The following is a 24,265-nucleotide window of genomic DNA, read 5'->3' on the forward strand; positions in this document are numbered from 1 at the left end:
TCCGTTCCGCCCACCGCAGCTTTACCGGCTCATGGGTGATCATTGGTGGCCGTACGTGACCGCCACGCTAAGGTCCGCTCTTTTCCACCGGGTTAACCCACGTTTCGGGAAGCCTCCCGGTTCGGCTGCGCGGCGATGCGACCGCGACTTCCGTATACGGGTCACCGAAACACGAGGACACGAGGACACGAGGATCGAGGACATGGGGACACCCGCACATGAGGACATCGGGACATGGGCCCCGGACCCTTCGGCGCCGGGTCGGGCGGTCAGCAGCCGCCGGCCGCCGCGGCGGGTGTGCCCGCGGTCCAGGGCAGGGCGATCCAGACCGTCTTGCCACCCTCCTCGGTGGGGGTGACCGAGAGCCGGCCGCCCGCCTCCGCGGCGAGCCAGCGGATGATGACCATCCCCCTGCCGTTGTCCTGCTGGACGGCGGCGGGCAGCCGCCTGGGCCAGCGCGGGTGGCTGTCGGTCACCCCGACCCGGAGCCATTCCTCGCGCTCCAGACGGATGTCGACGGTGAAGGTGGGCGACTGGCCGAAAGTGTGCTGCACGGCGTTGGTGGCCAGCTCCGAGACGATCAGCCGGACGCTGTCCGCGGTCTCGGCGTCATCGGGCAGTCCCCATTCGCACAGCACCTCCGCGACGTAGCGCCGGGCAGCGGCCACCGAGGCGGGATCGCTCGGCAGAGTGACGGATGCTTCCTGGTGGTCTGCCATGGCGACGTCCCTTTCCCACCGGGTCGGAAACTCCCCGGATCTGTGCTGGACGCCAGAGTGCCACCCATCGTGGCGCCGCACCTGCCTTTCCCCAAAGATGTGCATATATCTGTCGCCCGTTGCGGTGAACTCTGCTACGGAAGAGCGTATTTGGACGGCAGACTGGTGCGACCTGTGCCGGTGGAAGGAGGCGGGTGTGCAGCACGGTCCCGCGGTGCGCCGGCGCAAGCTCGGCGAGGAACTGCGTGCCCTGCGTGACCGGTCCGGACTCACCAGTGGTGAGGCCGCCCGGATCATGGGATGGCACCAGTCGAAAATCAGCCGCATCGAGACAGGCCGCAGCGGCGTGAAACCGGAGGACATCCGGCTGCTTCTCGATGCCTACGGAGAGCTCGTGAGCCCGGAGCAGCGGGCGCTGCTGGAGGCCCTCGCCGTCTCGGCCGCCGGCCCCGGACCGGGTGGCGGCACCGGGCGGGGGCGCCAGTGGTGGCACGACTACCGGGGGCTGCTGCCCCAGGAGTACCGGGACTTCATCAGCCTGGAGGCGGGGGCCCGGTCCGCCCGTACGGTGGAACTGTCCGTGGTGCCGGGACTGCTGCAGACCCCCGACTACGCACGCGCCGTGACCCGGGCCGCCCTCGGCGGGCTTCCGGAACCGAAGGTGGACGCGCTGGTCGACGTACGGCTCGCCCGCCAGGAGGTGCTGAGGGCGGATCCGCCGCTGGAGCTGAGCGCGGTGCTGGACGAGGCGGTGCTGCGCCGGCAGATCGGCGGGCCCGGGGTGATGGGCGAGCAACTGCGGCACCTGGTCCGGGTGGCACGGCTCCCCCAAGTGACCCTACAGGTACTGCCGTTCAGCGTGGGTGGTCATCTCGGCCTGACAGGACCGTTCGTCATTTTCTCATTTACGAACATCGCCGATCTCGATGTGGTGGTACTCGACCATTTGACGAGTAGCCTCTATCTGGAGCGGAAGGAAGACCTTGAGGCGTACGGCGCCGCGTTCCGCACCATCCAGGCGCACGCCCTCCCGCCCCAGGACTCGTCTGAACTCATCAGCTCACTCGCTGACGACGCGTAGAGGAGGCACCCCCGTGTCCGCAACCCCCTTAAGCCCCGGCGGACTTCTGATCAGAGCTGCGCGGTGGCGGCGGAGCAGCCGCAGCACCGGAATGAACAACTGCGTGGAAACGGCCGTCCTCGGCGACGGTCTGCTGGCCGTCCGCGACTCCAAGCGGACGGACGGCCCGGCCGTGCTCTTCACCGGGCCGGCCTGGAACGGCTTCCTCGCCTCCGTACGCGCGGACGACCGCGTGCCCGTCTAGCAGTCCACGGCCCCGGCGGGCGCGGCCCGGACGATCGTCGTGACCGCCCGGTCGATCTCGTCCCCCGTGAGATCGGCCCGGGCGGTCAGCCGCAGCCGGGAGATGCCGTCCGGCACCGACGGCGGGCGGAAGCATCCCACGGACAGACCTGCCTCGCGGCAGTCGGCGGCCCAGCGCAGTGCCGCCGAGGCCGACGGGGCCCGTACCGACACCACGGCCGCGTCCGGCCGGGCCGCGGTCAGGCCGGACGCGGTGAGCCGCCCGTACAGCCGGCCGGCCACCTCGCGGGCGCGGTCGGCGCGTTCCGGTTCCCGCCGGAGCAGGCGCAGGCTCGCCAGGGCCGCGCCCGCGGCGGCCGGGGCCAGCCCGGTGTCGAAGATGAAGGTGCGCGCGGTGTTGACGAGGTGCCGGATCACCTTGGCGGGGCCGAGCACGGCGCCGCCCTGGCTGCCCAGTGACTTCGAGAGGGTCAGGGTGGCGACCACGTGGGGGGCGCCGGCCAGTCCGGCGGCGTGCAGGGCGCCCCGGCCGCCCTCCCCCAGCACGCCCAGTCCGTGGGCGTCGTCCACGAGCAGGGCCGCGCCCTCCTCGCGGCACACCGCGTCGTACCCGGCGAGCGGTGCGGCGTCCCCGTCGACGGAGAACACCGAGTCGCTGACCAGCAGGGTCCGGCCCTCGTGCGCGGCGAGCGCCTTGCGCGCGGCGTCCGGGTCGGAGTGCGGGACCACCGCGGTCGCGGCGCGCGAGAGGCGGCAGCCGTCGACGATGGAGGCGTGGTTGCCGGCGTCGGAGACGACGAGCGTGCCCCGGTCGCTGAGCGCCGTGACGGCGGCGAGGTTGGCCGCGTATCCGGAGGACAGGACGAGCGCGGCCTCGAAACCGCAGAAGGCGGCGAGCTCCCGCTCCAGTTCCGCGTGCAGTTCGGTGGTGCCGGTGACGAGACGGGATCCGGTGGCTCCGGCTCCCCAGCACTCGGCCGCCTCGCGGGCCCCCCGGACGGTCTCGGGGTGCCGGGACAGGCCGAGGTAGTCGTTGCTCGCGAGGTCCAGCAGCGGCGACACCGGCGGCCGGGGGCGCAGGGTGCGGACCAGTCCGGCCCGCTCCCGCACGCTCTCCGCGGCGTCGATCCAGGCGAAGACGTCCGCGGGGTCGGCAGGGTGCTGGGGCATCGGCGAGTCCTCGTGTTTTGTCGGCAGTCCACAGACCTGCCCGACCCTAACCGCCGCGGCCGGTCCGTCAGGTGTGGTGATACACACACACCCATCCGGCCATGTTGTGCGATCTCTCCTTGGCCGGGGGCGGTGGTGTGGGACAGGATCTGGTCCATGGACCTGCTGAACACCCTGGTGGACAAGGGGCTGCGGCGCGAGCTGCCGACCCGCGAAGAAGCACTCGCCGTACTGGCGACTTCTGACGACGAACTGCTCGACGTGGTGGCCGCGGCCGGCAAGGTGCGCCGCCAGTGGTTCGGGCGTCGGGTCAAGCTGAACTACCTGGTCAATCTGAAGTCGGGCCTGTGCCCGGAGGACTGCTCCTACTGTTCCCAGCGCCTGGGCTCGAAGGCCGAGATCCTCAAGTACACGTGGCTCAAGCCGGAGGAGGCCTCCCAGGCCGCCGCCGCGGGCGTCGCGGGCGGGGCGAAGCGGGTCTGCCTGGTGGCGAGCGGCCGCGGTCCGACGGACCGTGACGTCGAGCGCGTCGGCAGGACGATCGAGGCGATCAAGGAGCAGAACGAGGGCATCGAGGTGTGCGCCTGCCTCGGTCTGCTCTCGGACGGCCAGGCGGAGAAGCTGCGCGAGGCGGGCGCGGACGCCTACAACCACAACCTGAACACCTCCGAGGCCACCTACGGCCAGATCACCAAGACCCACACCTACGCCGACCGCGTGGACACCGTGGAGAAGGCGCACGCGGCGGGCCTGTCGGCCTGCTCCGGCCTGATCGCGGGCATGGGCGAGACCGACGAGGACCTCGTCGACGTGGTCTTCTCGCTGCGTGAGCTGGACGCCGACTCCGTCCCGGTCAACTTCCTGATCCCCTTCGAGGGAACTCCGCTGGCCAAGGAGTGGAACCTCACCCCGCAGCGCTGCCTTCGGATCCTGGCGATGGCGCGGTTCGTCTGCCCCGACGTCGAGGTCCGGCTGGCGGGCGGACGCGAGGTGCACCTGCGCTCGCTGCAGCCGCTGGCCCTGAACATCGTCAACTCGATCTTCCTGGGTGACTACCTCACCAGCGAGGGCCAGGCCGGCCAGGCCGACCTCGACATGATCGCGGACGCCGGTTTCGAGGTGGAGGGCGCCGGTACGACCACCCTCCCCGCGCACCGCTCCGACGCGGCGGCCCCCGCCGGTGGCGGCTGCGGCTCCGGCGGCGGCGCCTCGCTGTGCGGTTCGGGCGCGGGTGCGGCGTCGGACACGGACGCGGACGCCGCGGGCTGCGGTTCGGCCTGCGGCGGCTGCTCCGGGCACGCGCACGCGGAGGCCGCCCCGGTGGCGGCGCAGCCGGCCCAGGCCGAGCCCGGCGCGCTCCGGTCGGACCTGGTGGCGGTACGCCGCCGCGGCGCGGGGACGGACATCGCCCCCAATGCCTGAGCAGACGCTCCCGCCGTCGGCCGGCGCGGACCTGCTCGCGCTGGACCGGCAGCACGTCTGGCACCCGTACGGCCCGATGCCCGGACGGCAGGAGCCGCTGGTCATCGCGTCCGCGTCGGGGGTGCGGCTGAGACTCGCCGAACCGTCCCAGGGGGAGGGCCACGAAGAGCTGGTCGACGGCATGTCCTCCTGGTGGTCGGCCATCCACGGCTACAACCACCCGGTGCTCAACGAGGCCGTGACCGCGCAGCTCGGCCGGATGTCGCACGTGATGTTCGGCGGTCTCACCCATGAGCCCGCCGTCCGTCTCGCCGCGAAGCTCGTCGAGATCACCCCGCCGGGCCTGGAGCACGTCTTCCTCGCCGACTCCGGTTCGGTCTCCGTCGAGGTCGCCGTCAAGATGTGCCTCCAGTACTGGCGTTCGCTGGGGCACACGGGCAAGACCAGGCTGATGACCTGGCGCGGCGGCTACCACGGTGACACCTGGCAGCCCATGGCCGTCTGCGACCCCGAGGGTGGCATGCACGAGCTGTGGCAGGGTCACCTGCCGCGGCAGGTCTTCGCGGACGCGCCGCCCGGCGGCTTCGACACGCCCGTGGATCCCGCGTACGCCGACCACCTGCGCGACGTGATCGCCGCGCACGCGAACGAGCTGGCCGCCGTGATCGTGGAGCCGGTGGTGCAGGGTGCGGGCGGCATGCGCTTCCACAACCCCGGCTACCTGAGGGTCCTGCGGGAACTGTGCGACGAGTACGGGGTCCTGCTGATCCTGGACGAGATCGCCACGGGCTTCGGCCGCACGGGCGCGCTCTTCGCGGCCGACCACGCGGGGATCACCCCGGACGTGATCTGCCTGGGCAAGTCCCTGACCGGTGGTTACCTCACGCTCGCGGCGACCCTGTGCACGGCACGGGTGGCCGACGGGATCTCGCAGGGCGAGGTCCCGGTGCTGGCGCACGGACCGACCTTCATGGGGAACCCGCTGGCCACGGCGGTGGCGCTGGCCTCCGTGGAGCTGCTGCTCGGCCAGGACTGGGCGCTGGAGGTCAAGCGGATCGAGGCGGGGCTGCGCGCGGGCCTGTCCGCCGCGGCCGACGTCCCCGGTGTGCGGGACATACGCGTGCTGGGCGCCATCGGCGTGGTCCAGCTGGACCACGAGGTCGACGTGGCGGCGGCCACCCGGGCCGCGGTGCGCGAGGGCGTGTGGCTGCGGCCGTTCCGGGACCTGCTCTACGTGATGCCGCCGTTCGTCTCGGGCGACGCGGACGTGGCTCGTATCTGCCGCGCGGTGTGCGCGGCGGCCCAGGAAGGCTGAGGGGGCCGGGATGACCGTACTGATCGTGTCCGGGACGGGCACGGAGATCGGCAAGACCGTGGTCACGGCGGCCGTCGCGGCGGCGGCCGTGGCGGCGGGCCGCTCGGTGGCGGTGCTCAAGCCGGCGCAGACCGGCGTCGGCCCGCACGAGCCGGGGGACGCGGCGGAGGTGGTACGGCTGGCCGGTTCCGCCGTCACGGCGATGGAACTGGCCCGCTATCCGGAGCCCTTGGCTCCGGACACGGCCGCCCGGCGCGCGGGGCTGCCGACGCTGGCCCCGGCGCAGATCGCGGAGGCCGCCCGGCGGCTGGCCGAGGACCACGACCTGGTCCTGGTGGAGGGCGCGGGCGGGCTGCTCGTGCGGTTCGACGAGGCGGGCAACACCCTGGCCGACGCGGCGCGGCTGCTGGACGCCCCGACGCTGATCGTCGCCCAGGCGGGCCTGGGGACCCTCAACTCCACGACCCTCACGGCGGAGGGCCTGCGGGCCCGGGGCCTGACCCCGCTGGGCGTGGTGGTCGGGAGCTGGCCGCACTCCGCGGACCTGGCGGCCCGCTGCAACCTGGCGGACCTCCCGAAGTCCTCGCGGGTACCGCTGCTGGGCGCGGTCCCGGAGAACTCGGGCACGCTGCCCCCGGAGCGCTTCCGCGCGGCGGCCCCGTCCTGGCTGGCCCCGTCCCTGTCGGGCACCTGGTCGCCGGAAACCTTCCTCACCACCTGGTCCCCCCCGCCCTACGCCCCCGCCGACGCCTGAGGCACGGTTCCAGCCCCGCCCGCGTTTGAGGCGCGGGGTCCAGGGGCGGAGCCCCAGCACCACTCAGCCCCGCCGCGCCTCCAGCGCTGGAGGCTCGGGGCCCGCCCGGGCGGAGCCCCGGCAATACCAGCCTCGCCGGCGTTTGAGGCGCGGGGTCCGGGGCGGAGCCCCGATCTTTCAGGCCCGCCGTCCCGGCCCCACGTTCACGCGGGGCCGGGGCGCCCACCCCCGGAACTCTGCGGCCCCGCCGGCGAGGCGAGCGGCTTCACCCAGCGACTCCACTCCTCCTGCGCCCCATACCCGGCCGCCTCCCACGCCGCGTGCGCCCGCTCGTTGCGGTTGAGCACCATCGCGTCGGCCCGCCGCCCGCCGAGTCCGGCGAACCGCTCCTCGGCTGCGGCCAGCAGCGCCGCGCCTATCCCCTGCCGCCGGTGCCCGGGGTGCACGGCGAGCCGGTAGAGGTGGCAGCGCCAGCCGTCGAACCCGGCGATCACGGTCCCGACGAGCTCACCGTCGCGGCGCGCGAGCAGCAGCGCCTGCGGGTCCCGCTCGTGGAGTCGCTCGACGCCCGCGAGGTCGTCGCTGATGCTCGTCCCCTCGGCAGCGGTCTTCCAGAAGTCCAGTACGTCACCGAGGTCGCCTGCCGCCGCGGGGCCGATATGAAGATCACTCATGCCGCGATCCCATCATCCGGCCGCGCTCCACCGAATGGATGATCCGCCCGCTTTGCTTGTCCTTTACCATGTGGGGACACATCCCTCTTGAGTGAAAGGTGTGAGCGTCCGCCCATGGGCGAGCCTCCCAGTCCACGACACAGCACTCCGCCACCCTCGCGACGTCTGCGTTCGCGACACCGCGCGATCCCCCTCCTCCTGGCCGATCATGGGACGGAGGTGATCGACCGATGACCGAGGTGCTCCTGCTCGTCGTGGCACTGCTGCTCTGCCTTGCCTGCGGAGTCTTCGTCGCGGCCGAGTTCTCCCTCACGACCGTCGAGCGCAGCGAGCTCGAGCGGGCCGCCGAGCGCGGTGAGCGCGGCGCCGACAGCGCTCTGTCGGCCGTCCGTACCCTGACGTTCCAGCTCTCCGGCGCCCAGCTCGGCATCACGGTGACCGGCCTGGTCATCGGCATGATCTCCAAGCCCTCGATCGCCGCCCTGCTCCAGGGGCCGTTCGAGGCCATGGGGCTGTCGGCGGGCGCCGCGTCCTCCACCGCCCTGGTTCTCGGGACGGTCCTGTCCACCGTCGTCCTGATGGTCGTCGGCGAGCTGGTGCCGAAGAACTGGGCCATCTCCTCGCCGCTGGCGATCGCCAAGCGGGTGGCGACCTTCCAACGGGTCTTCAGCCGGGTGTTCCGGCCGCTGATCAGCCACCTCAACACCACCGCGAACCACCTGGTGCGCCGCTTCGGCATGGAGCCGACCGAGGAGCTGGCCTCCGCGCGCACCCCGCAGGAGCTGGTCGCCCTGGCCCGGCACTCCGCCAAGGAGGGCGCCCTGGAGAAGGACACGGCCGAGCTGTTCGTCCGGACCCTGAACCTGGCCGATCTGACCGCGGAGAACGTGATGACCCCGCGCGTCCAGGTCACCGCCCTCGACGTGCAGACCACCGCCGAGGACGTCGCGAACGCCACGATGGCCACCGGCCTGTCCCGCTTCCCGGTCTACCGCGGGAGCCTCGACACCGTCGTCGGCACCGTCCACATCAAGGACGTGCTGGCGCTGCCCGCCGAGGAGCGGCGCCGCCGTCCGGTGTCGCAGCTGCTGCGCGAGCCCCTCCTCGTACCGGAGTCCCTGACCGTGGACCGGCTGCTGGACCGGCTGTCCGGCAAGCAGACCATGGCCGTGGTCATCGACGAGTACGGCGGCACGGCGGGCGTGGCCACGCTGGAGGACATCGTCGAGGAGGTCGTCGGCGAGGTGCGCGACGAGCACGACCCGCACGAGACCCCCGACCTCGCCCCGGCCGGCACGGACGCCTCCGGGCGTCAGCTCTACTCCGCCGACGGTGCCGCGCGCACCGACCAGCTCCGGCGGATCGGGCTGCGCGTGCCGGACGGCCCGTACGAGACCCTGGCCGGCCTGATAGCGACCGAGCTGGGCCGGATCCCGGCGGTCGGCGACAGCCTGGAGCTGGACGGCTGGCGGCTGGACGTGGTGGACGACATCGGGCGCCGGGCGGCGCGGGTGCTGCTGCACGCGCCCGTCGGGGCCGCCGGGTCCGCAGGTTCGGCCGACGGGACGGAGGACGCGCGATGACCGTGATCCAGTTGGTGATCGGCCTGGCGACCCTGGTCGTGAACGCCTTCTTCGTCGGCGCGGAGTTCGCGCTGATCTCGGTCCGGCGCAGCCAGATCGAGCCGTACGCCGAGCAGGGCGACCGGCGCGGCCGCGCCGTCCTGTGGGGCCTGGAGCACGTGTCGGCGCTCATGGCGGCGGCGCAGCTCGGCATCACCCTGTGCACGCTGGTGCTGGGTGTGGTGGCCGAACCGGCCATCGCCCATCTGCTGACCCCGCTCTTCGAGCTGGTCGGGGTCCCGTCCGGGCTGACGCACGCCATCTCCTTCGTGGTGGCGCTGGCACTGGCGACGTACCTGCACATGCTCTTCGGCGAGATGCTCCCGAAGAACGTCGCGCTGTCCGAGCCGGTGCGCACGGCGCTGCTGCTGGGGCCGCCGCTGGTGACCCTCACCCGGGCGCTGCGGCCGGTGATCTTCGCGATCAACGCCTTCGCCAACGCCCTGCTGCGGCTGCTGCGGGTGGAGGTCAAGGACGAGGTCTCGGCGACGTTCTCGGACGACGAGCTGGCCCGGATGGTGAAGGACTCCAGCGACGCCGGGCTCCTCGACGGCCGGGCGAGCGAGCGCCTGCACGACGCCCTGGAACTGGGCCGGCGACCCGTGAACGACGTGGTGCTGCCCGCGGAGCGGGTGATCTCGGCCCGCGAGGGCATCACTCCGGCCGGGCTGGAGCGGCTGTCGGCGGAGAGCGGGTACTCCCGCTTCCCCGTGGTCGACGCTCAGCGCGGCATCCTGGGCTACCTGCATGTGAAGGACGCCCTGGACGCGGACGCCGAATCGCGCGACGAGCCGTTCCCGGCGTCGGCGCTGCGCCCGATCGCGCAGGTCCGGGCGGAGACCCCGCTGGACGACGTGCTGACCGCCATGCGGCGCAGCCGTACCCACCTGGCGGCGGTCCTGGGCGCGGAGGACGCCATGACGGGTCTGGTGACGATGGAGGACGTCCTGCGGGAGCTGTTCGGGAGGCCGGCCTCGGCGTAGTGCTGAGGGGCGTGGGTCCCCGGCCCTGCGGGGCCGGGGTACCGCGCGGTAACATCACTCCGCCATGGAGATGAATGCGTCTTACACCAGTTTCGTCGCGGTCGGTGACTCCTTCACCGAGGGCATGTCCGACCTCCTGCCGGACGGCTCCTACCGCGGCTGGGCCGATCTGCTGGCGGCCCGTCTCGCCGCGCGCGAGCCGGGCTTCCGTTACGCGAACCTCGCGGTCCGCGGGAAGCTGATCGGCCAGATCGCCGAGGACCAGGCCCCGGTGGCAGCCGCCATGGGTGCGGACGTGGTGACCCTGGTGGGCGGGCTGAACGACACCCTGCGCCCCAAGGTCGACATGGGCCGGGTGCGCGCCCACCTGGAGTCGGCCGTGGAGCTGCTCGCGCCTTCGTGCAGGCAGCTCGTGCTGATGCGCTCCCCGGGGCGCAACGGGCCGGTGATGGAACGCTTCCGTCCCCGGATGGAGCAGCTCTTCGCCACCATCGACGAGCTCGCAGCCCGGCACGGCGCCCGGGTGGTGGACCTCTACGGCGCTCCCGTCCTCGCGGACCCGCGGATGTGGGACGTCGACCGGCTGCACCTGACACCCGAGGGCCACCGCCGGGTGGCGGAGGCCGTCTGGCAGACGCTGGGCCTGCCCGCCGAGCTGGACTGGCGCACCGAACTGCCGGTCGCCGAGCCGCCCGGCTGGACGGCGCGCCGCTCCCAGGACCTGAGCTTCGCCCGGCAGCACCTGCTGCCCTGGATCGGCCGCCGCCTCACGGGCCGCTCCTCCGGGGACGGCCGCCCGGCCAAGCGCCCCGAACTACAGCCCTACGGGGACGCACCGCTCTCGTAGCAAGGCACAATCACGAGCGGTGGCCCGACCTGCGTAAACACACAGCTGCGGCCCAAGTAGAATCCCTACACGTGACTGCCAAGCCCCGCATCCCCAATGTCCTGGCCGGCCGCTACGCCTCTGCGGAGCTCGCCGTCCTGTGGTCCCCCGAGTACAAGGTGACGCTGGAGCGGCGGCTGTGGCTCGCCGTGCTGCGCGCCCAGAAGGACCTCGGTATCGAGGTCCCGGACGCGGCCCTCGCCGACTACGAGCGCGTCCTGGAAGACGTGGACCTCGCCTCCATCGCCGAGCGCGAGAAGGTCACCCGGCACGACGTGAAGGCCCGGATCGAGGAGTTCAACGACCTCGCCGGCCACGAGCACGTCCACAAGGGCATGACCTCCCGCGACCTGACCGAGAACGTCGAGCAGCTCCAGATCCGCCTCTCGCTGGAGCTGGCCCGCGACCGTACGGTCGCCGTGCTCGCCCGCCTCGGCAAGCTGGCCGGCGAGCACGCCGAGCTGGTCATGGCCGGCCGCTCCCACAACGTGGCCGCGCAGGCGACGACCCTGGGCAAGCGGTTCGCGACGGCGGCCGACGAGCTGCTGGTGGCCTACGACCGCCTGGAGAACCTCCTCGAGCGCTACCCGCTGCGCGGCATCAAGGGCCCTGTCGGCACCGCCCAGGACATGCTCGACCTGCTCGGCGGCGACGCCGCCAAGCTCGCCGACCTGGAGCAGCGCATCGCCGCCCACCTCGGCTTCGCGCAGGCCTTCACCTCGGTCGGCCAGGTCTACCCGCGCTCCCTCGACTACGACGTGGTCACCGCGCTGGTCCAGCTGGCCGCCGCCCCGTCGTCGATCGCCAAGACGATCCGCCTGATGGCCGGCCACGAGCTGGTCACCGAGGGCTTCAAGCCCGGCCAGGTCGGCTCCTCCGCGATGCCGCACAAGATGAACACCCGCTCCTGCGAGCGCGTGAACGGCCTGATGGTCATCCTGCGCGGCTACGCCTCGATGACGGGCGAGCTGGCCGGCGACCAGTGGAACGAGGGCGACGTCTCCTGCTCCGTGGTCCGCCGCGTGGCCCTGCCGGACGCCTTCTTCGCCTTCGACGGCCTGCTGGAGACCTTCCTGACGGTCCTCGACGAGTTCGGCGCCTTCCCCGCGGTCGTCGCCCGCGAGCTGGACCGCTACCTGCCCTTCCTCGCGACCACCAAGGTCCTGATGGGCGCGGTGCGTGCGGGCGTGGGCCGCGAGGCCGCCCACGAGGTCATCAAGGAGCACGCGGTGGCCTCCGCGCTCGCCATGCGCGAGCAGGGAGCCGAGCGCAACGAGCTGCTCGACAAGCTGGCCGCGGACGAGCGGATGCCGCTGGACCGCGCCCAGCTCGACGCGCTGATGGCGGACAAGCTCTCCTTCACCGGCGCCGCGGGCGACCAGGTCTCGACCGTGGTCTCCCGTATCGAGGCGATCGCCAAGCAGCACCCGGAGGCCGCCGGGTACGCGCCAGGGTCGATCCTCTGACCCCCGAAGAGCTGGCCGCCGCCCGCGACCGCGTCCTCCCGGACGTGGTCGCGGGCGGTCTGCGTGTGCTGTTCTGCGGGATCAATCCCGGTCTCCTCTCCGCCGCGACGGGCCACCACTTCGCCCGCCCCGGCAACCGCTTCTGGCCGGTCCTGCACCTCTCGGGCTTCACCCCGCGCCGCCTGGCTCCCGCGGAGCAGGAGGAACTCCTGACCGACCGCCTCGGCATCACCAACGTCGTGGCCCGCGCCACGGCCCGCGCGGACGAGCTGAGCGCCGAGGAGTTCCGCGAGGGCGGCCGCATTCTGACGGCCAAGGTGGAACGGCTGCGCCCCCAGTGGCTGGCGGTGGTCGGCGTCACGGCCTACCGCACCGCTTTCGGCGAGCGGACCGCGCAGATCGGCCCCCAGGAGCGCACGATCGGCGCCACCCGCATCTGGGCCCTCCCCAACCCCAGCGGCCTGAACGCCCACTGGACCGCCGAGTCCATGGCCCAGGAGTACGCCCGCCTCCGCGAGGCCGCGCATTCCTCCGACGACCGGCTCCCCTGAACGCTCGCACCGCCCCTGGATCCGGCCGTGAGCAGGGTGACAGCACCCCGGCGGGCGCTCAGGCCGGCCAGCCGACCTGCCCGCTCTCGACCCGGAGCACCGCGGGGATCTCGTCCTCATGGAACCTGAGGAATCCGATACCGACCGCACCGTCCTCCCGGAGGTGCGTCGGGTGGGCCCTTGCCGCCAGCCAGCGGAGCAGCTCACCGACCTGGTCGAATTCATCGGGGTGGATCTCCTGCCGGGACATCAGCGCCCAGCCCCTCACCGGCAGGTCCGCACGACTCGCCAGGGCCGAACAGAGCACGCCGCCCACCCGCCATGCCGCGCCGCGCCCGGCGAGCAGTGGACGGGGATCGTCCTCCACGTGCGGGATCCCCGAGTCGTCCGTCACCACGACCGGGAACCGCGTGACGATGGACAGCCGTTCCGGTTGCTGACCGACCCCCAGATGCCAGCTCAGCTCGGCGAGTTCCGCCTCGGAGATCTCGTCCCGCAGGTCGACGGCAATCATCAGCTCGTACATGTCACTCACCCGCGGAACTCTAGTGCGGGCCACCGACACGCCCCTCCGGGCCGGTGCCGCGATGCCCGCCCCCTACGGCGGGTCCACGACGGTGACCCCTGCGGTCAGCAGATAGGGCGCCTCACGGTCCCACTGCGCCACACACACCACCAGCCAGCGCTCTCCGGCCCGCCACAGATGGACGTGGTCGGTGCAGCTGCTCAGCTCGCTCCACGGCTCCTCTATCGCCTCCCCCTCGAATCCCCGCTCCAGCACCGTCCCCAGGCTGAAGACCTGCGGCTCCCCCCACCGCTCGGTCACGGCCTGGGTGATCGCCCCGTACTCGGCACTGATCTGGTCGGCCGCCTCGATCCGGCCCGAGCCGTCGTCGTCCCAGAAGTGCCGTGTCCGGGAGAGATGCACCAGGTGGAAGCCCGGACCGCTGCTGCTGTCGACGGTCCGGACCGGCTCCTTCGGGAACTCCTGCGCCAGGAGCCGGTCGATCGTGTCGAGGTGCTCTGCCGTGGTCATGCCGTCAGTATCCCGAGCGGCACTGACAACTGGCCTGCTGTCACGCGTCCCTGCGGCGCACCGCCAGCCAGCCGCCGAACACCGCGGCCGCGGCCCACAGGGCCATCACACCCAGCCCGGCCCAGGGGCCGAGATCACCCTGCGTCCGGGCGTGCAGCACCAACTGCCCGGCCCGGTCCGGCAGGTACTGGGCGGCGCCACCCGCGGCCTCGCCGACGACGAAGGAAACGAGCAGCACGAAGGGTATGAGCAGGCTCAGGACGACCGTCCCGCTGCGCAGTACGGCGGTCAGCCCGGCCGCGAGCAGCGCCATCAGGGTGAGGTAGAGCCCGCTGCCGACAACAGCACGGTAGGTACCCGGGTCGCCGAGGTCGAGGGCGTACTGGCCCATGAACGCCTGACCCGCGACGAAGGTGACCAGCCCGGTGACCTGACCCACCAGCAGGGCGAGCACACCCACTGTGGCGATCTTCGACAGGTAGAAACGGGTGCGGTTCGGAACCGCCGCCAGCGAGGTGCGCAGCGCCCCGTTGTGGAACTCTCCGGCCACAGCGCCGACGCCGAAGACCATGGCTGCGATCTGCCCGAAGGAGACGCCGTAGTAGGCCGCGAAGAGCGGATCGTCTCCCATGCTGCCCTCCTCGGACCGGCCGATGGCGGCTGCCGTCAGCGCCTGGATGCCCGCGGTGGCGACGAGGACGGCTATCAGGCCCCCGAGGGTGCCGCGCAGGGACCGTATCTTGATCCATTCCGAGTGCAGGGTGGGGACGGTGGGCAGGGCGGCGCGCATGGCGGGGCCTCCTGAAGGTTCGGGGAAGTCAGCGGGTAGCGGTGAACTGCGCGTGATCGGCGGTGAGATCGAGGTAGGCCTGTTCGAGCGAGGCGCGCTCGTCGGACAGTTCCAGCATGGGGATGCCCTCACGGGCGGCCAGATTGCCGAGCTGCTCGGCCTGTATGCCCTCGACGGTCCATCGCCCGTCCTCCGCGGCGGCGAGTTCGAAGCCGTCCCGGGCCAGGGCGGACCGCAGCCGGCCCGGATCGGAGGTGCGAAGGCGCACCCGCCGGGTGCTGCGAGCGTCGATGAAGTCCGCCATCGACGTGTCGGCCAGAAGCCGGCCGTTGCCGAGCACGATCAGGTGGTCGGCGAGGGCGGAGGTCTCGGACATCAGGTGGCTGGAGACCAGCACGGTGCGTCCTTCGGCGGCGAGGCCGCGCATCAGCTCGCGGATCCAGATGATGCCCTCGGGGTCGAGGCCGTTGGTCGGCTCGTCCAGGAGCAGCACCCCGGGGTCGCCCAGCAGCGCGGCGGCTATGCCGAGGCGCTGGCGCATGCCGAGTGAGAAGGACTTGATGCGCCGCTTGGCCGCGGACGCCATCCCGGCCTGCTCCAGGACCTCGTCCACCCGTCGCACCGGAATGCCGCCGGCGGCGGCGAGGAAGCGCAGGTGGTCGCGGGCGGTTCGCCCGCCGTGGGCCGACTGCGCGTCCAGGAGGGCGCCGACCCGGTGCAGCGGGTCCGGCAGGTCCAAGTAGCGCCGGCCGCCGATGGTGGCCGTGCCGGAGGTGGGCCGGTCCAGGCCCAGCAACAGGCGCATGGTGGTGGACTTCCCGGCGCCGTTGGGGCCGAGGAATCCGGTGACCCGCCCGGGCAGGACATCGAAGGTGAGGCCGTCCACCGCACGGTGGGCGCCGTATGCCTTGGTCAGTTCTCGGATCTCGATGCTGTTCATGGCTCAAGATTCGCCGCCGGCCCCACCGCCTTCCCTCCCCCGTGCGAGGGTGCCGTCTCCCCCACATGGGGGAGACGGACCCGAGCGGGGCGCTGACACGATGGGGGCATGTACCGACTGCTGCGGGCTCCGTTCCGACCAGTGACCTATTCACGCTGGTTGCACCTCTGCGTGCCCCTGCTGCTGCTGGCCATATGGATGTTCGTGATGCCGGAGTGGCCGTGGGGGCCGATGCTCCTCGTCCTGCCCTTCGGCCTGGTGCCGTGGGTGCGGCTCGCGGAGGGCCTGCAGGCGCAGTTCCTGCTCACGCCGTATGACCGCGGCTCGGCGGACGGCGCCATAAGTCTGGCTCCTTCGGCGCGTTGGGGAGACCGCTGGCGGACGGTGCTGTGGCTGGAGACGCGGATGGTCATCGCGTTCGGCGCGGTGGCCGCCACCGTCTGGATGCCCGCTTTGACGGTCGATCTCATCGCGAGCGCGCTCGGCTATTCCCTTGATCCGGGTCCGATGGCGCCGTTGATACCCGAGCGTCGCTGGGTCGCCGCGCTGCTGGCACCCGTTCCCCTCCTGGTCCTGATGGTCGTCGTGGTCCTGCTCGGCGAGTTGATCACCGCTGCCGCCACCCGGCTGCTCGGTCCCTCGGCCGCCGAGCGGCTGAGCGCACTGGAAGCGCGTACGGAGCAGTTGCTGGAGCGGACCCGGATCGCGCGGGAACTGCACGACTCGATCGGGCACGCGCTGACCGTGGCCGTCGTGCAGGCGGGGGCGGCGCGCGCCGCGGGCGACGCCGCCTTCACCGACCGGGCGCTGTGCGCCATCGAGGAGACGGGCAGGGCCGCGCTGGAAGACCTGGAGCGAGTGCTGGGAGTGCTGCGGGAGACCGGTCAGCCGCCGTCGCAGCGGCCGACGCTGGCGGAGGCCGACCGGCTGCTGGAGTCGGCCCGGGCCTCCGGCTCGGAAGTGGACGCGCAACTGACCGGACCGCTGGAGAAGTTGCCCGGGCCGGTCACCCGGGAGGGGTACCGGATCCTGCAGGAGTCGCTCACCAATGTGCTGCGCCACTGCGGGCCCGTACCGGTCCGGGTGCGGGTGGAGATGGCTGCGGACCGATTGGAACTGGAGGTGACGAACTCGCTGCCGGAACGGCCCGGTGTGACACCGGGCAGCGGCAGTGGACTGCGCGGGATGAGGGAAAGGGCCGCGCTGCTGGGCGGGGAGGCCGAGACCGGACCGTACGAGGGTGGCTGGAGGGTGCGCGCACGGCTTCCGCTGGAGCGAATACGCTGACCGGATGCCGGTTACCGTACTGCTCGTCGACGACGAACCCCTGGTCCGCGCGGGTCTGCGCGCCGTCCTGGACTCCCAGCCCGACATCGAGGTGGTGGGTGAGGCGGCCGACGGCGCCTCGGTGATCCCGCTCGTGCGGCAGCTGCGGCCGGACGTGGTGGCCATGGACGTACGGATGCCGCTGCTCGACGGGATCGAGGCGACCCGCGCGGTGCTGCGGACGGTGGACTCCCCGCCGAAGATCCTCGTGGTGACCACCTTCGAGAACGACGAGTACGTCTACCAGGCGCTGCGGGCCGGGGCCGACGGGTTCCTCCTGAAGCGGGCCCGGCCCTCGGAGATCGTGCACGCGGTACGGCTGGTCGCGGAGGGCGAGACGCTGCTCTTCCCGGCGGCAGTGCGGGCCCTGGCCGCCGAGTACGGCAACCGGCAGGCGCGGGCGGTGCTGGAACGGGCCGCCCTGACCGAGCGGGAGGAGGCGGTCCTGCGGCTGATGGCGCGGGGGCTCACCAACGTGGAGATCGCGTCCGAGCTGATCATCGGCACGGAGACGGTCAAGTCCCACGTCAGTGCGATCCTGGCGAAGCTGGGGGCGCGGGACCGCACCCAGGCGGTGATCACGGCGTACGAGTCGGGCTTCGTCTCCCCCGCCTGACAGGAAGGGCCCGCTCCGGCCGATGGGGGGCTGCTTCTCGCCGCCGTACCCGGCGCGCAGTACGATCCGGCTGACAAGCTCGCTAGCTGGGAGGACACACGTTGGGGCAGCTGACCGGCGGGGACCCCTCTCTGCTCCGGCGGATCAATTCCGCGGTGGTGCTGCGAGCACTGCGCACGGCCGGGTCGCCGACCCTGACCGACCTCACCCGGCTGACCGGGCTCTCCCGGCCGACCGTCGAAGGGGTCGTGGAAGGGCTGATCGGGACCGGGCTCGTCGTCGAGGCCGAGGCCGAGGAGGGCACGCGGCGCCAGGGGCGGCCGGCCAGGCGGTTCCGGTTCCGGGCCGAGGCCGGCCACCTGCTCGGCATCGAGATCGGCTCGCACCGCGTCGCGGTGCTGCTGTCCGGGCTGGACGGCAGGATCATCGGCGCCGGAACCAAGGAGGTGGCGGAGACGGCTTCGGCCGACGAGCGGCTGGAGCGGGTGCGCGCGGCCGTCGCCGATCTGCTGCGCCGGGCCGGTGTGCCGCGGGACTCCTTGCGGGCGGTCGGGGTCGGCAGCCCCGGGATCGTGGAGGCGGACGGCACGGTGCGCCTCGGCACCGCCCTGCCCGGGTGGACCGGGCTGCCGCTCGGGGACCGGCTGCGGCGCTCGTTCCGCTGCCCGGTGCAGGTGGAGAACGACGCCAACGCGGCGGCGGTCGCCGAGCACTGGAAGGGTGCCGCCCGGGACACCGGGGACATGGTCTTCGTGATGGCGGGCCTCAGTCCCGGCGCGGGCTCGCTCATCGGCGGCCGGCTGCACCGGGGCTTCGGCGGAGCCGCCGGGGAGATCGGCGCCCTGCACCTGCTGGGCCGTGAGGCGACGCCCGAGCGGCTGCTGTCGACGACGGGCGAGCCGCTGCACCCGCTGGACGAGCCAGCCGTCGCGGAGGTCTTCGCGATGGCCAAGCGGGGCGACGAGCAGGCGGTCGCCGCCGTGGACCGCTTCCTGCAGCGTCTGGTCCACGATGTGGCGGCGCTGGTCCTGGCGATGGATCCGGAGCTGGTGGTCGTCGGCGGCTGGGCGGCCGGGCTGGACGGGGTCCTGGATCCCCTGCGCCAGGAGTTGGAGCGCTACTGCCTGCGCCCTCCGCGAGTGGCCCTGTCGCTGCTCGGCGAGGCGGCGGTGGCGACCGGTGCCCTCCGGCTCGCGCTCGACCATGTCGAGGAGGAGCTCTTCGCCGTGGAGAAGACCGTCACGGCCCGCCGCCGCTGACGCTCCCCGTCTCCTCCTGTCCCCTCCGGCACCCGGACCGGAACACCCGGCCCCCGAAAAGCCCGAGAGCCGGTACGGCGTGGCAGACCACGGCCGTACCGGCTCGGACGGTTCAGGAGGAGTCGGACCGGGCGGGACCGCTCAGGAGGCGACGGGCTCGTGCGTGATCTCCACGCCGCCCGAGTCGCCGAAGGTGAGACGGCAGGTGTCGGCGCGGTAGGTGGCCACCGAGACCGCCGCCGTGCCCGCCGCGGTGAAGTACCGGGTGGTGACCAGGAGCACCGGTGCGCCGGGCAGCCGGTCCAGTTCCTTGGCGTCGTCGGCCCGGGCGGAGCCGAGCTCCACCGAGCGGTCCTGACCGTCGAGGACCAGCCGCTGCAGCTCGCGCAGGACGGCACGGGCGCGGGCCGGTCCCGACGGGGCCTCGATGGCGGGCAGACCGGGCACCGAGGCGGCCGGGACGTACAACAGCTCCGCGGCGACGGCCTGACCGTTCGTCATCCTGGTCCGGCGCACGGTGTGGACCGGCTGGTCGGCGGCGAACGCCCCGCCGGCGCCGAGGACCTTCACCACAGCGGCGGGCGGCAGGGACTCCGAGGCGTCCTGCGGCTCCCAGCCGTCGGCGGACTCCCCGGGCCAGCTGTGCTGTGCGCTGCCGACGGCGACGCCCACGCGCGGCGGGGCGACGGTGGTACCGACACCGCGGCGGCGCTGCAGCCGGCCTTCGAGCTCCAGCTGCTCCAGCGCCTGACGCAGGGTCGCGCGGGCGACTCCGAAGCGGGCCGCGAGTTCACGCTCGTTGGGCAGCACCTCGCCGACGGCGAAGTCCTGGTCGAGCGCCTCGCTGAGGACGGTCTTGAGGTGCCAGTACTTCGGCTCCGGCACCGTTTCGAGCTGCGTGGTCCCCACCCTGACTCCTCCTGCCATCGCTGCACTCGCCGTGTGTTCCAGCGGCAGTTCCGCGCCTTTGTTTATTAAAGGTTCCTGCACTATCCCTGCGACGATAGGACGGCGCACCCCCTTGGTCAAGACCAATGCTCGTACCTTTGCCGGGCAGATCGGGCATATGTATCAGGCCGTTCACGGGATGCTCTCGTGGCTTCCTGGCACACAAAGGCTTGTAGTCAAGGGCTACCCGACGGTAATCATGCGGTGGGCACTCCTGACAGCCTGTCTCGCAGCAGTCCAACCGACGAGGAGCAGCATGACCGCCACGGTCTCCTTCACGATCGATTCGCCGCTCGGCCCCCGCGCCGCCACCGTCGCCTATGAACGCAAGGGATCGGGCGAACCGCTCCTCCTGCTGCACGGCATAGGCCATCACCTCCAGGCCTGGCACCCGGTGACCGACATCCTGGCCGCCGAACACGACGTGATCGCCGTCGACCTGCCCGGCTTCGGCGCCTCGGAGCCGCTGCCCCAGGGGTTGCCGTACTCCCTGGACACCGTGGCCCCGGCGCTCGGAGCGCTCTGCACGGCCCTCGGCGTCGAGCGCCCGCACGTCGCGGGCAACTCCCTCGGCGGCCTGCTCGCTCTCGCAATGGGCCGGAGCAGTCTCGTCCGCTCCGTCACGGCCCTCTCCCCCGCCGGGTTCTGGACCGAGGGCGAACGCCGCTACGCCTTCGCCGCACTGCTCGCCCTGCGGGCCGGTGCCAGGGCGCTGCCCCTGCCCGCCGTCCACCGGCTCTCGCGCAGCGTCGCCGGCCGGACCGCGCTCACCGGCATCATCTACGCCCGTCCGGCGCGCCGTTCGCCCGAGGCCGTGGTCGCCGAGACCCTCGCCCTGCGGCACGCCACCGGGTTCGAGGACACCCTGGCCGCGGGTGGCTCCGTACGCTTCACCGACGACGTGCCGGGGCTGCCGGTCACCATCGCGTGGGGCACCCGCGACCACCTGCTGCTGCGCCGCCAGGGCGTCCGCGCCAAGCACACCGTCCCCGGCGCCCGGCTGGTCCGCCTCCCCGGCTGCGGCCACGTCCCGATGAGCGACGATCCGGCGCTCGTCGCCCGCGTGGTGCTCGACACGGCTCGCAGGGCCGCAGTCCCGGTCGTCGCCTGAGCGCGGCCAAACCGCTGCGCCACTCGGACCGGCCGGTACACGGGACCGGTGAACACGCCGGACCGTGAGCGTGCGGAGCCGGTCCGGGTCAAGAGGTGGAACGTCTGAACGGATGAGCGGCTGGCGGCTGTTCATCCGCGGTTCGCGTGGGCGACGCGGCCGGGCCGGTGCGCGACGGCACGCTGGTCCGACCCGTCCTCGCCGCCCCCCTGGAGACGCACCGATGGCTTCGACCCCGCACACCCGACGGTCCCTTATCGGCGGTTCCCTCGCCCTGTCCTCCGCGCTGCTCGCCGCGCCGGCGCTCGCCGCCCCCGCCTTCGCCCGCTCCGGCCGGCCGAACGCGCACTGGGGCGTCCAGTCCGGCGAGATCACCGCGCACTCGGCCACCGTGTGGGCCCGTTCCGACCGCCTTGCGCGGATGTACGTCGAGACCTCGCCGAGCGAGGCGTTCCGCTACGCCGTACGCCGCCACCGCGGCCCGCTGCTCGGCCCGTCGAGCGACTTCACCGGGACCACCGTCCTGCGCGACCTCCCGCCGGGGCAGCAGATCCACTACCGGGTCGTCCTGGCCGACCCAGACGACCCCCGCCGCACCGCCGAGCCCGTCCACGGCACCTTCCGCACCACCCCGGCCTCCCGCCGCCGCGACGTGCGCTTCCTGTGGTCCGGGGACCTGGCGGGCCAGGGCTGGGGCATCAACCCGGACGTCGGCGGCTACCGCGTCTTCGACGAGATGCGGCAGCGCGATCCCGACTTCTTCCTCTTCAGCGGGGACACGATCTACGCCGACGGCCCGATCAAGGCGGCCGTGCCCCTGCGCGACGGCACCGTCTGGCGCAACATCACCACCTCGGAGAAGTCGAAGGTCGCCGAGACACTCGACGAGTTCCGCGGGAACTTCCGCTACAACCTGCTCGACCGGAACCTGCTCGGCTTCAACGCCCAGGTCCCCGTCCTCGCCCAGTGGGACGACCACGAGGTGCGCAACAACTGGTACCCGGGCCAGCTGATCGACGACCCCCGCTACACCGTCAGGGAGGCCGACGTCCTCGCCGCCCGCGCCCGCCGGGCCTTCGGCGAGTACTTCCCGGTCACCGACCTGCGTGGCGGCCGCACCGAGGGCCGGATGTACCGCGTGATGCGGTACGGCCCGCTCCTCGACGTCTTCGTCCTCGACATGCGCACCTACCGGGGCGCCAACTCCCCCGGCGGCCGGACCGAGGACCCCATCGGCATCCTCGGCACCGAACAGCTGGCCTGGATCAAGCGCGAACTCGCCCGCTCCCGGGCCACCTGGAAGGTCATCGCCGCCGACATGCCCCTGGGCATCGTCGTCCCCGACGGGCCGGCGAACTTCGAGGCCGTCGCCCAGGGAGACCCGGGCGCCCCGCTGGGCCGGGAACTGCAGATCGCCGAGCTGCTGCGGCACATCAAACACCGGCGCATCACCGGCACCCTCTGGCTCACCGCCGACGTGCACTACACCGCCGCGAACCACTACGCGCCCGAGCGGGCCGCCTTCACCGACTTCGCTCCGTTCTGGGAGTTCGTCTCCGGCCCCATCGGGGCGGGCGGCTTCCCGGCCGGGCGGCTCGACGCCACCTTCGGCCCCGAGACGGCTTTCGTCCGGTCGGCTCCCTTCGCCAACATGTCGCCGTCCGAGAACCCGCCGTACTACGGGGAGGTCGACATCGACGGCGGCAGCGGGGACCTCACCGTCCGGCTGCGGCGCCAGGGAGGGGGCGTCCTCTTCACCAAAACCCTGCAGCCCGGCCGGGTGGGCCAGTAGAGCCTCCGGAAAACAGCCCGAAAACTGGGTGAAATCGGCCAGATGGACACTTAACCAGTCGGTCACAGACCGTTCGTGATCACGCAACACCCTTGAGCAACAGTGGTGTGCATGACTGACCGTATCCACGCCTCCGCCCAGCGTCCCCACCGTCACCACTGGCGCCGCGACGTCGTCGAACTCGCCGCACTGTTCTGCGCCGTCGCGGTCGCCGACGCCATCGCCAATCTCGTCGTGCACGGCCCCAGGGGCCCGGTCCTGCTGGTCGCCTCGGCCATCGCGCTGCTGGTGACCGCCGCCTTCCACACCTGGTGGGCGCGGCGCCACAGCCATGCGCCGCCGCCCAGCACACCGCCGCCCGGCGAGCCGGCGGCCTCGGAGCCCGCCGCCCCCGGCGAGGCCGGGGCCACCGCCCTGTGGCGGATGCGCACGACCGTACGCGACCAGCCCGGCTCCCTGGCCGTCCTCTGCACCGCCCTCGCCCGCAACGGCGTGGACATCCTGACGCTGCAGACGCACCCGCTGCCCGAGGGCGGCACGGTGGACGAGTTCCTGCTGCGCGCCCCGCAGCGGCTGCCCTCCGCCGACCTCAGCCGGGCGGTCTCCCGGGCCGGCGGCCACAGCACCTGGATCGAGCGCGCCGACGCCCACGACCTCGTCGACACCCCGACCCGGCTGCTGGGCCTGGCCACCCGCACCGCGCTGGACGCCGCCGAGCTCCCCCTCGCCCTGCGCCAGCTCCTCGGCCGCTGCACGATCCACTCGATCCCGGCGACCACGCTCTCCGGCCGCCCGAACGCCGGCGCGGACGCCCCGGTCGAGGGGGTCCTGGAGGCCACGGTCATGCGGCTGCGCGACCCCTCGGGCGGCGCGATCACCGTGGAACGGCCCTACCTGCCCTTCACCCCCACCGAATTCGCCCGGGCCCGCGCCCTGGTCGAGCTCGACGCCCGGCTCGGCCCGCGCGTCCCGCGCAGCCAGGACGTACTGACCCTGCCCGAGGGCAACGAGATCACCGTGCGCCGCGCCGACGGCTCCGACCTGCCCGCGGCCCGCGCCATGCACGACCGCTGCTCCGAGCGGACCCTCGGCCTGCGCTACCACGGCCCCGTCGCCGACGCCGACCGCTACCTGGGTCACCTGCTCAGCCCCCGTTTCGGCCGCACCCTCGCCGCCACCACCGCGTCCGGGAAGCTCGTCGCCCTCGGCCACCTGCTGTGGGACGGGGACGAGACCGAGGTCGCCCTGCTCATCGAGGACGACTGGCAGCGCCGCGGCATCGGCTCCGAACTGCTGCGCCGGCTCCTCGCCATGGCCGTCGAGGCCGGGTGCGACAGCGTGTACGCCGTCACCCAGGCCGCCAACACCGGCATGGTCGCCGCCATGCGCGGCCTCGGCCTCCCCCTCGACTACCAGATCGAGGAGGGCACCCTGGTGATCACGGCCCGGCTGGACGCCACGCCCGTCGGCTCGCGGCTCCCGTACGAGGTCCCCGTCGGGCTCCCGCACGGGCACGGGGCTCCGCGACGCCCGCACTGAGCCCCGGCCGGCCGCGGCACGC

At 72.7% G+C, this 24,265-nt stretch carries 24 protein-coding genes; 16 read left to right on the forward strand and 8 right to left on the reverse strand.

Annotation, left to right across the window (positions count from 1 at the left end; genetic code table 11):
* Window positions 1-269: 269 nt before the first annotated feature.
* A complete protein-coding gene (locus tag NRK68_RS05385) occupies window positions 270-719 on the reverse strand; it encodes an ATP-binding protein (RefSeq protein ID WP_183069027.1) in 450 nt (149 codons plus the stop codon).
* Between the two features lie 196 nt (window positions 720-915).
* On the opposite strand from NRK68_RS05385, the gene NRK68_RS05390 reads away from it, so the two are divergent.
* Together NRK68_RS05390 and NRK68_RS05395 are read left to right on the forward strand one after the other, a co-directional pair.
* Window positions 916-1,800: a helix-turn-helix domain-containing protein gene (locus NRK68_RS05390; RefSeq protein WP_183069026.1), complete on the forward strand. Its 885-nt coding sequence runs from the start codon at window positions 916-918 to the stop codon at window positions 1,798-1,800.
* Between the two features lie 13 nt (window positions 1,801-1,813).
* Entirely contained in the window at window positions 1,814-2,044 is a 231-nt protein-coding gene (locus NRK68_RS05395) for a DUF397 domain-containing protein (RefSeq protein ID WP_183069025.1), read from the forward strand.
* Here NRK68_RS05395 and NRK68_RS05400 read toward each other — a convergent pair.
* Window positions 2,041-3,213 (reverse strand): 8-amino-7-oxononanoate synthase, encoded by a 1,173-nt coding sequence (locus NRK68_RS05400; protein ID WP_183069024.1) that lies wholly within the window; start codon window positions 3,211-3,213, stop codon window positions 2,041-2,043. The two genes, NRK68_RS05395 and NRK68_RS05400, sit on opposite strands and share 4 nt — an antisense overlap.
* A gap of 156 nt (window positions 3,214-3,369) precedes the next feature.
* On the opposite strand from NRK68_RS05400, the gene bioB reads away from it, so the two are divergent.
* From bioB to bioD, 3 genes are read left to right on the forward strand one after another with little or no spacing between them, the layout of a single operon-like run.
* Window positions 3,370-4,635 (forward strand): biotin synthase BioB, encoded by a 1,266-nt coding sequence (gene bioB / locus NRK68_RS05405; protein ID WP_183069023.1) that lies wholly within the window; start codon window positions 3,370-3,372, stop codon window positions 4,633-4,635.
* A complete protein-coding gene (locus NRK68_RS05410; protein WP_257855211.1) occupies window positions 4,628-5,950 on the forward strand; it encodes an adenosylmethionine--8-amino-7-oxononanoate transaminase in 1,323 nt (440 codons plus the stop codon). Before bioB ends, NRK68_RS05410 begins: the two co-directional genes overlap by 8 nt.
* Window positions 5,951-5,960: 10 nt before the next feature.
* The gene (bioD, locus tag NRK68_RS05415) at window positions 5,961-6,704 is read left to right on the forward strand and encodes a dethiobiotin synthase (protein WP_183069021.1); all 744 of its coding nucleotides are present in this window, start codon (window positions 5,961-5,963) and stop codon (window positions 6,702-6,704) included.
* Window positions 6,705-6,907: 203 nt separating this feature from the next.
* Here the strand turns inward: bioD and NRK68_RS05420 are convergent, their stop codons facing one another.
* Window positions 6,908-7,378 (reverse strand): GNAT family N-acetyltransferase, encoded by a 471-nt coding sequence (locus NRK68_RS05420; RefSeq protein ID WP_257855213.1) that lies wholly within the window; start codon window positions 7,376-7,378, stop codon window positions 6,908-6,910.
* A 230-nt stretch (window positions 7,379-7,608) separates the two neighbouring features.
* Here NRK68_RS05420 and NRK68_RS05425 point away from each other — a divergent pair, with 230 nt between their 5' ends.
* From NRK68_RS05425 to mug, 5 genes are all read left to right on the forward strand, one after another.
* On the forward strand, window positions 7,609-8,961 hold the full coding sequence (locus NRK68_RS05425) for a hemolysin family protein (protein WP_257855214.1): 1,353 nt from the start codon (window positions 7,609-7,611) through the stop codon (window positions 8,959-8,961).
* Window positions 8,958-9,983, forward strand: a complete 1,026-nt coding sequence (locus NRK68_RS05430; protein WP_257855215.1) for a hemolysin family protein — start codon at window positions 8,958-8,960, stop codon at window positions 9,981-9,983. Before NRK68_RS05425 ends, NRK68_RS05430 begins: the two co-directional genes overlap by 4 nt.
* Before the next feature lie 64 nt (window positions 9,984-10,047).
* Window positions 10,048-10,830: an SGNH/GDSL hydrolase family protein gene (locus tag NRK68_RS05435; protein WP_257855218.1), complete on the forward strand. Its 783-nt coding sequence runs from the start codon at window positions 10,048-10,050 to the stop codon at window positions 10,828-10,830.
* Window positions 10,831-10,901: 71 nt separating this feature from the next.
* A complete protein-coding gene (gene purB, locus NRK68_RS05440; RefSeq protein WP_257855220.1) occupies window positions 10,902-12,335 on the forward strand; it encodes an adenylosuccinate lyase in 1,434 nt (477 codons plus the stop codon).
* A complete protein-coding gene (mug, locus tag NRK68_RS05445) occupies window positions 12,332-12,886 on the forward strand; it encodes a G/U mismatch-specific DNA glycosylase (RefSeq protein ID WP_257857778.1) in 555 nt (184 codons plus the stop codon). The genes purB and mug overlap by 4 nt, the downstream gene beginning before the upstream one ends.
* 58 nt (window positions 12,887-12,944) lie before the next feature.
* Here mug and NRK68_RS05450 read toward each other — a convergent pair whose 3' ends face one another.
* From NRK68_RS05450 to NRK68_RS05465, 4 genes are all read right to left on the reverse strand, one after another.
* The gene (locus NRK68_RS05450; protein ID WP_257857779.1) at window positions 12,945-13,412 is read right to left on the reverse strand and encodes a hypothetical protein; all 468 of its coding nucleotides are present in this window, start codon (window positions 13,410-13,412) and stop codon (window positions 12,945-12,947) included.
* A gap of 72 nt (window positions 13,413-13,484) precedes the next feature.
* Complete coding sequence (locus NRK68_RS05455; RefSeq protein ID WP_183069015.1) at window positions 13,485-13,922, reverse strand: hypothetical protein; 438 nt, start codon at window positions 13,920-13,922, stop codon at window positions 13,485-13,487.
* 40 nt (window positions 13,923-13,962) lie between these two features.
* Complete coding sequence (locus tag NRK68_RS05460; RefSeq protein ID WP_257855222.1) at window positions 13,963-14,712, reverse strand: ABC-2 transporter permease family protein; 750 nt, start codon at window positions 14,710-14,712, stop codon at window positions 13,963-13,965.
* 28 nt (window positions 14,713-14,740) lie between these two features.
* The gene (locus tag NRK68_RS05465; RefSeq protein WP_183069013.1) at window positions 14,741-15,652 is read right to left on the reverse strand and encodes an ABC transporter ATP-binding protein; all 912 of its coding nucleotides are present in this window, start codon (window positions 15,650-15,652) and stop codon (window positions 14,741-14,743) included.
* Between the two features lie 108 nt (window positions 15,653-15,760).
* Between NRK68_RS05465 and NRK68_RS05470 the strand changes: the two genes are divergently transcribed.
* The 3 genes from NRK68_RS05470 (at window position 15,761) to NRK68_RS05480 (ending at window position 18,853) form a co-directional block, all read left to right on the forward strand.
* The gene (locus NRK68_RS05470) at window positions 15,761-16,939 is read left to right on the forward strand and encodes a sensor histidine kinase (RefSeq protein ID WP_257855223.1); all 1,179 of its coding nucleotides are present in this window, start codon (window positions 15,761-15,763) and stop codon (window positions 16,937-16,939) included.
* A 4-nt stretch (window positions 16,940-16,943) separates the two neighbouring features.
* A complete protein-coding gene (locus NRK68_RS05475; RefSeq protein ID WP_183069011.1) occupies window positions 16,944-17,594 on the forward strand; it encodes a response regulator in 651 nt (216 codons plus the stop codon).
* Between the two features lie 101 nt (window positions 17,595-17,695).
* A complete protein-coding gene (locus NRK68_RS05480) occupies window positions 17,696-18,853 on the forward strand; it encodes an ROK family transcriptional regulator (protein WP_183069010.1) in 1,158 nt (385 codons plus the stop codon).
* A gap of 141 nt (window positions 18,854-18,994) precedes the next feature.
* Here NRK68_RS05480 and NRK68_RS05485 read toward each other — a convergent pair whose 3' ends face one another.
* Window positions 18,995-19,762, reverse strand: coding sequence for a GntR family transcriptional regulator (locus NRK68_RS05485; protein ID WP_183069009.1), 768 nt, complete (start codon window positions 19,760-19,762; stop codon window positions 18,995-18,997).
* Window positions 19,763-20,057: 295 nt separating this feature from the next.
* Between NRK68_RS05485 and NRK68_RS05490 the strand changes: the two genes are divergently transcribed.
* From NRK68_RS05490 to NRK68_RS05500, 3 genes are all read left to right on the forward strand, one after another.
* Window positions 20,058-20,912 (forward strand): alpha/beta fold hydrolase, encoded by an 855-nt coding sequence (locus NRK68_RS05490; protein WP_183069008.1) that lies wholly within the window; start codon window positions 20,058-20,060, stop codon window positions 20,910-20,912.
* 223 nt (window positions 20,913-21,135) lie between these two features.
* Window positions 21,136-22,704 (forward strand): alkaline phosphatase D family protein, encoded by a 1,569-nt coding sequence (locus NRK68_RS05495; protein ID WP_183069007.1) that lies wholly within the window; start codon window positions 21,136-21,138, stop codon window positions 22,702-22,704.
* A 111-nt stretch (window positions 22,705-22,815) separates the two neighbouring features.
* Window positions 22,816-24,243, forward strand: coding sequence for a GNAT family N-acetyltransferase (locus NRK68_RS05500; RefSeq protein WP_257855225.1), 1,428 nt, complete (start codon window positions 22,816-22,818; stop codon window positions 24,241-24,243).
* The last annotated feature ends 22 nt before the right edge of the window (window positions 24,244-24,265 follow it).

It is taken from the genome of Streptomyces yangpuensis, assembly GCF_024666385.1.
Classification (GTDB): Bacteria; Actinomycetota; Actinomycetes; order Streptomycetales; family Streptomycetaceae; genus Streptomyces; species Streptomyces yangpuensis.

What these genes read in the sequence shown, in the direction of transcription:
- NRK68_RS05385 (WP_183069027.1), bottom strand. Translation starts at nt 719, where the DNA reads ATGGCAGACCACCAGGAAGCATCCGTCACTCTGCCGAGCGATCCCGCC.
- NRK68_RS05490 (WP_183069008.1), top strand. Translation starts at nt 20,058, where the DNA reads ATGACCGCCACGGTCTCCTTCACGATCGATTCGCCGCTCGGCCCCCGC.
- NRK68_RS05495 (WP_183069007.1), top strand. Translation starts at nt 21,136, where the DNA reads ATGGCTTCGACCCCGCACACCCGACGGTCCCTTATCGGCGGTTCCCTC.
- NRK68_RS05430 (WP_257855215.1), top strand. Translation starts at nt 8,958, where the DNA reads ATGACCGTGATCCAGTTGGTGATCGGCCTGGCGACCCTGGTCGTGAAC.
- NRK68_RS05460 (WP_257855222.1), bottom strand. Translation starts at nt 14,712, where the DNA reads ATGCGCGCCGCCCTGCCCACCGTCCCCACCCTGCACTCGGAATGGATC.
- NRK68_RS05465 (WP_183069013.1), bottom strand. Translation starts at nt 15,652, where the DNA reads ATGAACAGCATCGAGATCCGAGAACTGACCAAGGCATACGGCGCCCAC.
- NRK68_RS05450 (WP_257857779.1), bottom strand. Translation starts at nt 13,412, where the DNA reads ATGTACGAGCTGATGATTGCCGTCGACCTGCGGGACGAGATCTCCGAG.
- NRK68_RS05500 (WP_257855225.1), top strand. Translation starts at nt 22,816, where the DNA reads ATGACTGACCGTATCCACGCCTCCGCCCAGCGTCCCCACCGTCACCAC.
- NRK68_RS05435 (WP_257855218.1), top strand. Translation starts at nt 10,048, where the DNA reads ATGGAGATGAATGCGTCTTACACCAGTTTCGTCGCGGTCGGTGACTCC.
- NRK68_RS05410 (WP_257855211.1), top strand. Translation starts at nt 4,628, where the DNA reads ATGCCTGAGCAGACGCTCCCGCCGTCGGCCGGCGCGGACCTGCTCGCG.
- NRK68_RS05425 (WP_257855214.1), top strand. Translation starts at nt 7,609, where the DNA reads ATGACCGAGGTGCTCCTGCTCGTCGTGGCACTGCTGCTCTGCCTTGCC.
- NRK68_RS05400 (WP_183069024.1), bottom strand. Translation starts at nt 3,213, where the DNA reads ATGCCCCAGCACCCTGCCGACCCCGCGGACGTCTTCGCCTGGATCGAC.
- NRK68_RS05475 (WP_183069011.1), top strand. Translation starts at nt 16,944, where the DNA reads ATGCCGGTTACCGTACTGCTCGTCGACGACGAACCCCTGGTCCGCGCG.
- NRK68_RS05470 (WP_257855223.1), top strand. Translation starts at nt 15,761, where the DNA reads ATGTACCGACTGCTGCGGGCTCCGTTCCGACCAGTGACCTATTCACGC.
- NRK68_RS05455 (WP_183069015.1), bottom strand. Translation starts at nt 13,922, where the DNA reads ATGACCACGGCAGAGCACCTCGACACGATCGACCGGCTCCTGGCGCAG.
- NRK68_RS05420 (WP_257855213.1), bottom strand. Translation starts at nt 7,378, where the DNA reads ATGAGTGATCTTCATATCGGCCCCGCGGCGGCAGGCGACCTCGGTGAC.
- bioB (WP_183069023.1), top strand. Translation starts at nt 3,370, where the DNA reads ATGGACCTGCTGAACACCCTGGTGGACAAGGGGCTGCGGCGCGAGCTG.
- bioD (WP_183069021.1), top strand. Translation starts at nt 5,961, where the DNA reads ATGACCGTACTGATCGTGTCCGGGACGGGCACGGAGATCGGCAAGACC.